Source organism: Agromyces humi (genome assembly GCF_009720255.1).
Lineage (GTDB): Bacteria > Actinomycetota > Actinomycetes > Actinomycetales > Microbacteriaceae > Agromyces > Agromyces humi.
In genome coordinates this window covers 1-11,062 of the sequence record NZ_WJSP02000093.1, presented here as the reverse complement: position 1 = coordinate 11,062, position 11,062 = coordinate 1, and the positions used below count along the sequence as shown (strand labels likewise).

The 11,062-nt window shown below is 70.0% G+C and carries 7 protein-coding genes; 6 read left to right on the top strand and 1 reads right to left on the bottom strand.

The window, feature by feature from the left end; all coding sequences use genetic code 11:
- The first annotated feature begins 99 nt into the window (after positions 1-99).
- Positions 100-771 (top strand): GNAT family N-acetyltransferase, encoded by a 672-nt coding sequence (locus GH736_RS10010; protein ID WP_159602751.1) that lies wholly within the window; start codon positions 100-102, stop codon positions 769-771.
- A gap of 175 nt (positions 772-946) precedes the next feature.
- Here GH736_RS10010 and GH736_RS10005 read toward each other — a convergent pair whose 3' ends face one another.
- A complete protein-coding gene (locus GH736_RS10005; RefSeq protein WP_159602749.1) occupies positions 947-2,332 on the bottom strand; it encodes a glycine--tRNA ligase in 1,386 nt (461 codons plus the stop codon).
- Positions 2,333-2,506: 174 nt separating this feature from the next.
- Here GH736_RS10005 and GH736_RS10000 point away from each other — a divergent pair, with 174 nt between their 5' ends.
- The 5 genes from GH736_RS10000 to GH736_RS09980 all read left to right on the top strand — a co-directional run bounded on the left by GH736_RS10000 (position 2,507) and on the right by GH736_RS09980 (position 11,007).
- Positions 2,507-3,808 carry an alpha/beta hydrolase gene (locus GH736_RS10000; protein WP_159602747.1) on the top strand — a complete coding sequence of 434 codons (1,302 nt, stop codon included), beginning with the start codon at positions 2,507-2,509 and terminating at the stop codon, positions 3,806-3,808.
- Positions 3,805-6,360 (top strand): phosphatidylglycerol lysyltransferase domain-containing protein, encoded by a 2,556-nt coding sequence (locus GH736_RS09995; RefSeq protein ID WP_159602745.1) that lies wholly within the window; start codon positions 3,805-3,807, stop codon positions 6,358-6,360. Before GH736_RS10000 ends, GH736_RS09995 begins: the two co-directional genes overlap by 4 nt.
- A gap of 122 nt (positions 6,361-6,482) precedes the next feature.
- The gene (gene tatA, locus GH736_RS09990; protein WP_159602743.1) at positions 6,483-6,686 is read left to right on the top strand and encodes a twin-arginine translocase TatA/TatE family subunit; all 204 of its coding nucleotides are present in this window, start codon (positions 6,483-6,485) and stop codon (positions 6,684-6,686) included.
- A 290-nt stretch (positions 6,687-6,976) separates the two neighbouring features.
- Complete coding sequence (locus tag GH736_RS09985) at positions 6,977-8,146, top strand: sugar phosphate isomerase/epimerase family protein (protein WP_159602741.1); 1,170 nt, start codon at positions 6,977-6,979, stop codon at positions 8,144-8,146.
- 80 nt (positions 8,147-8,226) lie between these two features.
- Entirely contained in the window at positions 8,227-11,007 is a 2,781-nt protein-coding gene (locus GH736_RS09980) for a PQQ-dependent sugar dehydrogenase (protein WP_159602739.1), read from the top strand.
- Positions 11,008-11,062 lie beyond the last annotated feature (55 nt).

The following is an 11,062-nucleotide window of genomic DNA, read 5'->3' as shown; positions in this document are numbered from 1 at the left end:
CGCGGCTGCCCGAGCAGTGCGCGATGCGCAGGCGACGGATGCCGCGAGCGCGGCTTCGGGCACGGATGCCGCGGGGCCTGCCTCGCAGGCCGACGCTTCGTGACCGACTCCACGCCCGACGAGGGCACCGCCATCGCGGACCCCGACGGGCCACCCGCCCTTCGGTTCCCCTACGACGCGAGACCGCTCACCGCCGACCCGCTGCGCACCGACCGACTCGTGCTGCGGCCGCTCGAGGCATCCGACGCCGCCGACGTCTTCGAGTACCAGCGCCTGCCCGAGGTGATCCGGTACCTGCCGTGGCCCGAGCGCGACCGCACGGAAGCCGCCGAGCACACGGCGAAGCGCGCCGCCGGGCGCATCCTCGCCGCCGACGCCGACTTCGTCGTCTTCGCGGCCACCCTGCCCGGCACGCCATCGGTCGACGACCCGGCGCGCGACCGCGTGATCGGCGACTTCATGGTGCGCGTCTCGAACGCGCAGCACGCCCAGCTCGAGCTCGGGTGGGTGCTGCACCCCGACTTCCAGGGCCGGGGCTATGCGCTCGAGGCGGCCGCGGCCGTGCGCGACTTCGTCTTCGAGACGCTGCGCCCGCACCGGGTGCAGGCGTTCCTGGACGCGCGGAACGCGGCATCCGCTGCCCTGTGCGAACGCCTCGGGATGCGCCGCGAGGCGACCATCCTCGAGGAGGAGTACAACGACGGCGAGTGGCAGGACACCGCGATCTACGGCGTGCTGCGCCGCGAGTGGGCCGCGCGGCGCGCCGGCTGACCGCCCCACTGACGCACCCATCCGCCGGGTTCAGGCATGCGGCCGCGATTCGGGCACCGATCGCGGGTTCCATCCTGTTTCGCAGGTGTTCCCCTGAGCAGCGCCCGAGCGGATGCCGCGTCACTACGTCCCGGGCGGTCCACCGGCGCGCTCTCCGCGACGCGGCGACGTCGTCCTACGCGCCGATCAGGCGCGACGCGAGGTAGCCCTCGAGCTCGGCGATGGGCACACGCTCCTGACCCATGGTGTCGCGGTCGCGAACCGTCACGGCGTTGTCGTCGAGCGAGTCGAAGTCGACCGTGACGCAGTAGGGCGTGCCGATCTCGTCCTGGCGACGGTAGCGACGCCCGATCGCGCCGGCGTCGTCGAAGTCGACGTTCCAGTGCTGGCGAAGCGACGCGGCGACCTCCCGCGCGAGGGGCGAGAGGCGCTCGTTCCGGCTGAGCGGGAGCACCGCGGCCTTGACGGGGGCGAGGCGCGGGTCGAGCTTGAGCACCGTGCGCGAGTCCGTGCCGCCCTTCGCGTTCGGCACCTCCTCGACGTGGTACGCGTCGACGAGGAACGCCATGAGCGAGCGGGTGAGACCGGCCGCGGGCTCGATCACGTAGGGCGTCCAGCGCTCATTCTTCGACTGGTCGAAGTACGACAGGTCCTTGCCGGAGTGCTCGGAGTGCGTCGACAGGTCGAAGTCCGTGCGGTTCGCGACGCCCTCGAGCTCGCCCCACTCGCCGCCGGTGAAGCCGAAGCGGTACTCGATGTCGATCGTGCGCTTCGAGTAGTGCGACAGCTTCTCCTTCGGGTGCTCGAAGAGCCGGAGGTTGTCGGGGTTCACGCCGAGGTCGATGTACCAGTTCCACCGGTAGTCCACCCAGTACTGGAACCACTCGTCATCGGTTCCGGGCTCGACGAAGAACTCGAGCTCCATCTGCTCGAACTCGCGCGTGCGGAAGATGAAGTTGCCGGGCGTGATCTCGTTGCGGAACGACTTGCCGATCTGGCCGATGCCGAACGGCGGCTTCATGCGTGCGGCCTGCAGCACGTTGGCGAAGTTCGTGAAGATGCCCTGCGCGGTCTCGGGGCGGAGGTAGTGCAGGCCGGATTCGTCCTGCACGGGGCCGAGGTAGGTCTGCAGCATCATGTTGAAGTCGCGGGGCGGCGTCCACTGGCCGCGGGTGCCGCAGTTCGGGCAGACGATGTCGCCCATGCCGTTCTCGGGCACACGGCCCTTCTTCTCCTCGAATGCCTCGAGCAGGTGGTCCTCCCGGAACCGCTTGTGGCAGTGCAGGCACTCGACGAGCGGGTCGGTGAAGACGCCGACGTGACCGGATGCCACCCACACCTGCTTGGGGAGGATGACGCTCGAGTCGAGACCCACGACGTCGTCGCGGCGAGTGACCATGTAGCGCCACCACTGCCGCTTGATGTTCTCCTTCAGCTCGACGCCGAGGGGCCCGTAGTCCCACGCCGATCGCGAACCGCCGTAGATCTCGCCGGCTTGGAAGACGAAGCCCCGGTGCTGGGCGAGGGCGATGACGGATTCGAGACGGCTGGGTGCGGCCACGGTGGCTCCAATGGTCGGTGATTCGGGCGAGCGCCCGGGAACGAGAACGGTGCCTCCATCCTACGGGCGCGACCCTGCGGCATCCGCGTCGGCCGGATGCAGCGGGGCACCCGCACGAGCCGGCCCGCCGGGTCTACGCTGTGGCGCAACCGACCGCCGGCGGAGGGGGCGTGGATGTGGGATCTCGTGCTCCGCATCAACGTGATCGAGGGGCCGTTCCTCATCACGTGGTACGTGCTGGCCGCGGCGATGTTCGTCTACCTGCTCGGCCGCGGACCCGGCGGGTCGTGGGTGCTGACCGTGATCGTGCTCCTCATCGTGGGTGCGATCGTCGGCGCGGGGGCGCTGTGGACCGCGGTGAACGTGCTCGACGTCGTCGACGGCCCGCTGAACGAGGCGACCTGGTGGTGGGTCTCCGGGGCGTTCGCCGCGTGCACGCTCGCCATCTGGAACCTCTGGTACTCCCGGTGGTGGCGCAAGCTCGTCGCGCTGCTCGCGATCCCGGTGTTCGCCATCACGGCGCTGCTCGGCATCAACGCGTCGTACGGCCTGAACCGCACGCTCGGCTCGCTGATGGGCGTCTCGACGGCAGGCGTGATCGACCTCGGCGATCCAGAGGCGACGCCGAGCCCCGACCCCGCGGAGCCGATCGCGAGCACCTGGGTTCCGCCCGCCGACATGCCGGAGGCCGGACGGATCGGCACCCCGGCGGGCGGCATCCCCAACACGAATTCGGGATTCGAGGCGCGCCCGGCGCAGCTGTACCTGCCGCCCGCCGCGCTCGTCGAGGACGCGCCGGGCCTGCCCCTCGTGATCATGATGATGGGGCAGCCGGGTGACCCCGACGCGACCTTCATCGGCCAGGTGCTCGACGAGTACGCGGCGCGGAACAACGGGCTGGCGCCCATCGCGCTCGTCGTCGACCAGCTGGGCGATCCCGCCGAGGACCCGCTGTGCCTCGACACCGACCGCGGCAAGGTCGAGACGTACGTCATGCAGGACGTGCTGCCGTGGGCGCGGCAGCACCTCGACGTGCTGCAGGGCGCCAGGTACACGACCGTCGCGGGCTACTCGAACGGCGGCGGGTGCGCGGCGTACTTCGGCGCGAAGTACCCCGAGGCCTTCGGCAACATCCTCGCCGTCTCGCCGGTGGAGTACGCCGGCGCCGAGCGCCACGACGAGGTGCTCACCTCGATCTTCCGCGGCGACCAGGCCGCGTACGACGCGGTGAAGCCCGCGAGCATCATGGCGTCGAAGGCGCCGTACCCCGACACGACGGCCGTCTTCACGGTGGGCGCGAACGACGGCGCGTTCGGCCCCGGTGCGCAGCGGTTGGCGGATGCCGCGACGGCGGCCGGCATGGCCACGACCTTCGTCAGCGTGCCCGACGCCGACCACGGCGTGAGCGGACTCCTCGGCGGGCTCGACTCGGGCTTCGAGGTGCTGTATCCACGACTCGGATTGGCGGTTCCGTGACCGAGACCTCCCACGACTCGACGGACGTCGAGCCGGCCGGACGCCTGCGCTCGACCGGGGAGGCGATCGCCGGGTTCATGCGCCGCGTGCCGTTCAGCATCGCGCTCGCGGTGCTGCTGGTCGTCACGGCGATCGTGACGGGCACGGCCATCGGACCGGCGACGGATGCCACCGCGCAGGCGTGGGCGGCGGGCGTGATCACCACGATCGACGGCGGGCGGTGGTGGACGGTCGCGACCGCACTGGTCATCCCGTTCGACCCGTTCCAACTGGTCTTCGGCGTGGTCGCGACCATCGTGCTGCTCGGAGTGGCGGAGCGCCGCATGGGCACCTGGCGGGCGATCGTCGCGTTCGTCGTGACGGGCGTCGTCGGCGTCGCACTGGGCACCGGCCTGCAGTGGGTCGGCTCCCTCGCCGGGGAGTGGTGGGCGGCGGGCACCGCGGCCGACCTGACGCTCGATCCGCTGGCGGGCATCGTCGGCGCGCTGGTCACGGCGACGGCGTTCATGGGGGTGCTGTGGCGCCGGCGGATCCGCGTCGTCACGTTCGCGGCGATCCTCGTGTTCGTGCTCTACGACGGGGACTCGTCGAACGCGTACCGGCTGATCGCGGCGGTCGCGGGGCTGTTCCTCGGCGTGCTGCTCACGGGTGACCCGTCGACGCTGCGGGCACGGCGAAGCTCGCACGCCGAGACCCGCACCCTCGTGGCGGCGGTGGTGGCGGTCACCGGGATCGGCCCGATCGTGGCGTTCGCCAACCGCAGCGACCTCACCCCGTTCGCCTTCGGCTCGTACCTCTTCGACGACGGCGCGGTCGACCTCGACGCCGTCATCTCCCAGTGCACCGTGACGACGGCGGAGGCGGCCGACGCGTGCGTGCGGCAGCTCGCGATCCTCAGCGCGCAGGGGCCCGGCATGTTCGTGCTGTCGTTCGTGCCCGTGCTGCTCCTCCTGCTCTCGGCGTGGGGGCTGCACAACGGCCGGCGCTTCGCGTGGTGGCTGGCCATCGCGGTGAACGTCGCGATCATCGTGTTCGCGCGCACGGCGCTCGACGTCACGGTGACGACGGCCGACGTCGAGGACGGCACGTGGACGGTGTTCGACCTCGGCGAGCTCGTCGTGTGGGCCCTCGCGGTGCTCGCCCTGCCGGTCGGCGTCATCGTCATGCTCGTCGTGACGCGCCGGCACTTCCGGATCCGCGCGCCGCGGACGGCGGTGGCGCGCTTCGTGGCGACGGTCGTCGGGACGCTCCTGGTGCTCGCCCTCGTCTACTTCGTCGCCGGGCTCGTCACCATCGACGAGTACTGGCCGGCAGCCTCACCGGCGGACCTGCTCATCGACACCCTGAAGCGATTCGTGCCGCCGCACTTCCTCGCGGTGGTCGACCCCATCGTGCTGCCGGGGCACGACCTCACGAGCGCGCTCTTCCAGCTGGTGGGCCCACTCTTCTGGGTGGTGTTCATCGTCGCCGCCGTGATCCTGATGCGCCGCACCGACGCAGAAATGGGGTTCGCCGATCGCCTCCGCGCGCGGGCGCTCGTGCGTCGGCACGGCGGCGGCACCCTCGGCTTCATGGCCACGTGGCCCGGCAACGTCTACTGGTTCGGCGACGACCGGGAGTCGGTGATCGCCTATCGCGTGATCAACGGCGTCGCGATCACGACATCCGACCCGATCTGCGCAGCGGATGCCGCGGGGCGGGTCATCCGCGAGTTCGCCGCGTTCTGCGACGCGAACAGCTGGGTGCCCGTGTTCTACAGCGTGCACCCGCAGCTGCTGCCCGTGTTCGAGGAACTCGGCTGGGAGCACCTGTCGGTGGGCGAGGAGACCCTGGTGCGCACAACGGGGCTCGAACTCGCCGGCAAGCCGTGGCAGAAGGTGCGGCAGGCCCTGAACCGCGGCATCAAGGAGGGCATGACCACGGTGTGGACCACGTGGGATGCCCTGCCGCTCGCCACGGTGGCGCAGGTGAACGCGATCTCCGAGGAGTGGGTCTCCGAGAAGGAGCTGCCCGAGATGGGGTTCACCCTGGGCGGGATGGCCGAGCTCAAGGACCCCGACGTGCGCCTCATGCTCGCGATCGCCCCCGACGGGCGCGTGCAGGCCGTCACCAGCTGGCTCCCCGTCTACCGCGACGGCGAGGTCGTCGGGTGGACCATCGACTTCATGCGCCGGTCCGACGACAGCATGAACGGCATCATGGAGTTCCTCATCGCGTCGGCGGCGCTGCACATGAAGGAGACGGGCGCCGAGGTGTTGAGCCTGTCGGGCGCCCCGCTCGCCTCGAAGCCGTTGGCGCCGGGCGAGACGGCGCCGGCGCCGACGGGGATGACCCGCCTCCTCGAGTTCCTCGCCCGCACCCTCGAGCCGGCCTACGGCTTCTCGTCGCTGTTCCGCTTCAAGGCCAAGTTCAATCCCGAGTACGAGACCATCTCGATGGCCTATCCCGACCCACTCGCCCTGCCCGCGATCGGCGTGGCCATCGGCAGGGCGTACCTGCCCGAGGTGTCGCCGAAGGAGGCACTGGCGCTCGCGCGCACGCTTGCCAAGTAGGCACTATCTCCTCCCGATCGCTCGAAGCACGCGTGCGAATGGTCGACTTCTGCCACGCGATGTGATTAGTCTGGCGAGGTCAAGGGCGCCGAAGGCGTCCGGCCTGCACTCACGGAGGAAACATGTTCGCGAACCTCAACGGCTGGCACGCCGTCATCGTCATCGCCATCATCCTGCTGCTCTTCGGCGCTCCCAAGATCCCCCAGCTGGCGCGATCGCTCGGGCAATCGATGCGCATCCTGAAGACCGAGATCCGCGATGACGGCAGTGGCGCACCCTCCGACACGCCTGTCGCGGCACCCGCCGAAGAGCGCGCCGCCAAGTGATCCCGCTGGCCTGATCAGGCCTTTTCGAACGATTCAGACTTATGACGGTCAACCAACTAAAGATTAATGTTCGGCTCCCGGCTTTCGCTTGACCAATTTGCGATTTGTGCCGTAGCGTTCGAGAGAAGCGCGCGTGGGGGCCCGGCCTCCAAGCGGGCTGGGAGCGCGGGGACCGGTGTGAATCAGGCCCTCGCGCGCCCGTTCCGAGACTCCGTTCCGGTGCGACGCGACGTGGCGTCGGGTCGGCCGGGTCGAGTCTCGACACACCCCTCTTCATGCAAAGGAGCATCATGGACGATCTGATCGATCGCGACGACAACCCCGAGCTCGGCCGCAAGCTCGGCCTCTCGCGGCGGCAGCTGCTCGCAGCGACGACGGGCATGGCCGCAGCCGCCGCGCTCGGCGCCGCCGCGTTCGGCGGTGGCCCCGCTCACGCCGCCACCCGCGGCGCTGCCGCAGCCGCAGCATCCGGTGCCGTGAAGGCCGGGGGCAACGGCGTGCTGCTGCCCCCGGGCAAGCGCGGCATCATCCTCTACACGGTGCGCGACGCCATCTCGCGCGACCCGAACACGACCGACCTCGCGTCGGGCTTCAAGGAGGTCTTCCAGGAGCTCTCGCGGATCGGCTACAAGCAGATCGAGTTCGCGGGCTACAACCAGAACGCCAACGCCGAGGGCGGCAACGTCAACTCCGTCGCCGGGGCACAGCTGCTTCGCACCTGGCTCGACGACAACGGACTCGAGGCCGAGGGCAACCACGGCTCGATTCCGTCGACGATCAGCGACGCCACCATCGCGCAGTTCGACGCCCAGTGCGAGGTCGCCAACATCCTCGGCTTCGGCCACATCGGCACGGGCAGCGACCCGACCAACAGTGCCTTCGTCGCGGACTGGGAGCTCGCCGCCGAGCGGTGGAACTTCTTCGGCGAGCGCGCCGCCTCACACGGCCTGAAGCTGTACACGCACAACCACGACATCGCGTACAGCTTCCTGCTCGACAGCGGCCCGCTCGACGCGCTCGGCCGCCCCACGCGCTCGAGCGGCATCCGTCGCCTGGAGCACTTCCTCGCGAACACCGACCCGAGCTACGTGTACCTCGAGATGGACATCTACTGGGCGCACGTGGCGCAGTACAAGCACCGCAGCTTCACGGCGCCCGACGGCACCGTGGTCGAGAGCATCTTCGACCCCGCCGGCGTCGTCGCGGCGCAGACCACCCGGTTCCCGCTGTTCCACACCAAGGACGGCAAGCTCAACCCCGCCAACCCGAACGGGTACGACATGGTGCCGTTCGGGCAGGGAGACATCGACTACACGACGTTCTTCCAGCGCATCGGCGCCAAGGGCTACCACAACTCCATGTGGGAGCAGGACACCGCACCCGGCGGCAACGCCAACCCCGGCCAGTCGCTGGCGTTCGCGCAGGTCGCGTACGACGGCATGGCCGCACTCCGCGGCTAGCCGCACTCCGCCCCGGGCCAGGCCGTAACCCGGCCCGGGGCATTCCCGTATCCACTCACCCCTCTTCCAAGGAGACATCCATGTCCAAATCCAGAAGCCGCTTGGGCGCACTCGCGCTCAGCGGCCTGCTGGCGGTCACCTCGCTCACGGTGGGCGTCGGGACCGCGGCCTTCGCGCACGACGGCGAGGATCACGGCGACGAGATCACCGCGACCACCTGGGCCAACTACGAGAAGGTCACGCTGACGAAGGACGTCGGCGAGCCGATCGACATGGCCGTGCTGCCCGATTCGCGCGTGCTCCACACGACGCGCGGCGGCCAGGTGCGACTCACCGACCCGGCTCAGGGCACGACGACCGTGGTCAACACCATCGACGTCTACGCCAACTCCGAGGACGGCCTGCAGACGATCACCCTCGACCCCGACTTCGAGGAGAACGGCTGGGTCTACCTCTATTACGCGCCTCGCACCATGACGGCGCCGTACCCCGCGACGACGCCGACCGGCTCCGCGCCGAACAGCCTTCCAGCCGGTGCCGACGCGAGCTACTGGGACCAGTGGAAGGGCTACAACCAGCTCAGCCGCTTCAAGTGGAACGCGCAGTCGAACTCGCTGGACCTGTCGACGGAGCAGGCGATCATCAAGGTCGAGGTGCAGCGCGGGCAGTGCTGCCACGTCGCCGGTGATGTGGCGTTCGACAACGACGGGAACGTGCTGCTCTCCACGGGTGACAACACCCCGGCGAGCGCACCCGGCGCCAGCGGCTATGCGCCGATGAACGATCGGGCCGGCTTCAACCCCGGCTTCGACTCGCGTCGCGGTGCGGGCAACTCGAACGACCTCCGTGGCAAGATCCTCCGGATCGACGTGCAGGACGACGGCTCGTACACGATCCCTGCGGGCAACCTGTTCGCGCCGGGCACGGCCGGCACACGACCTGAGATCTTCGTGATGGGCGTGCGCAACCCGTTCCGGATCGACTACGACCCGGTGACCTCCGCGCTCACGTGGGGCGACTACGGCCCCGACGCGGGCACGGCGAACCCGGATCGCGGTCCGATGGGCTACGTCGAGTGGCAGTCCACCACCGTGCCGATCAACGGCGGGTGGCCCTACTGCCACGGTCCCAACGCGAACTACAGCAACTGGGACTACGAGACCCTCACGGTGCGCGGCTGGTACGACTGCGACGGCACGCTCGTGAACCCGTCGCCCTACAACACCGGCCTGCAGCAGCTGCCGTCGGCCACCGCGCCCCAGATCTGGTACGGCGACCAGCCGACGCACCAGCCGTGGCCGGAGCTCGGCAGCGGCGGCCAGGCGCCCATGGGCGGACCCACCTACCGCTTCGAGGAGGAGAACACCTCCGCGACGAAGTTCCCGGAGTACTGGGACGGCAAGGCCTTCATGGCCGAGTTCTCGCGCGACCGCATCTTCGCGTTCACGCAGGAGGACCCCGACGGCGAGGTCACGAAGATCCAGGACTTCCTGCCGAACTCGGCCCTCACGGCCGCCGGCATGCCGATCTGGGACAACGTGATCGACTTCGAGTTCGGTCCCGAGGGGTCGCTCTACGTGCTCGACTACGGAGACGGCTTTTTCCGGCCGAACCCAGACGCGGGCCTCTACCGGGTCGACTACGTCGTCGGCACGAAGGGACCCCGTGCGGACCTCACCGCGTCGGTCACGTCGGGTCACGGCCCGCTCGAGGTCGACTTCTCGGCAGCGGCCAGCAGCCACCCCGACGACCTCGCGCTCAGCTTCGCCTGGGACCTCGAGGGCACCGGCACCTTCACCGACGGTCCGGCTGAGATCAGCCACACCTACACGGAGGACGGCCAGTACACCGCCCGTGTGCGGGTCACCGACAGCGGTGGACGGGTGAGCCTCACCTCGGTCGTCATCACGGTGGGCAACACCGCCCCGATCGTGGAGATCATCACCCCCGAGAACGGCTCGTTCACCGACTGGGGCGACAACGTCGCCTTCGAGGTGAAGGTCACCGACCCCGAGGAGACGATCGACTGCAGCCGGGTGCTGTGGAGCTACGGCCTCGGCCACGACAACACGCACGCGCACCCGCTCTTCACGGGCAGCGGATGCACCGCCACCATCGAGACGCAGTCCGAGGCCGGGCACGGTGAGACCGAGAACATCTACGGTGTGATCGGCGCCTCGTACACCGACGGCGGGACCGCCACCGCACCGGCGCTGCTCGGCGACGCCGTGACGCTGCTCAACCCGCGCGACCTGCAGGCCGAGCACGCCGATGCCACGAGCGGCGGAACGCAGATCGTCGACGACGCCACGGCGCACGGCGTGCGCAAGGTCACCTCGTTCGACGCCGGCGACTGGCTGGCGTACGACCCGGTGAACCTGGTCGGGATCACCGGCGTCGAGGCACGCGCCATCGGCACCGGGACCCTCGCCCTGCGCTGGGGTGCCGCCGACGCCGAGCCGTTCCTGACGATCGACGTCGCGAACACGAGCGGCGCCTGGCTGGAGTCCTCGTCGCCGCTGGTGACGGTGCCCGACGGCACCGACCGCCTCTACGTGACGAGCACGGGCGGGGTCGAACTCGACCAGCTCACGTTCACCACGTCGACGAGCGACATCCGGGCCCTGCTCGCGGCACTCAAGGCCGACAAGCGGATCACCCAGGGCGTGAACGCGTCCTTCGGCGACACGCTGGCGGAGGCCGACGCGGCCCTGGCCGCCGGGGACATCCCCACGGCGATCAGCAAGCTCGAGTTCATCGCGAGCAAGGCCCCGAGCCGGATCCGCTCCGACGCCGACGCGGCGGCGAGCGTCATCCGCGCGGCTGAGGCGGTGATCGCCGACCTGCAGCAGCGCCTCTAGGCGCGACGACCCGGGAGCCCCGGTTCGCCCATCGGGCGGGCCGGGGCTCTCGCAT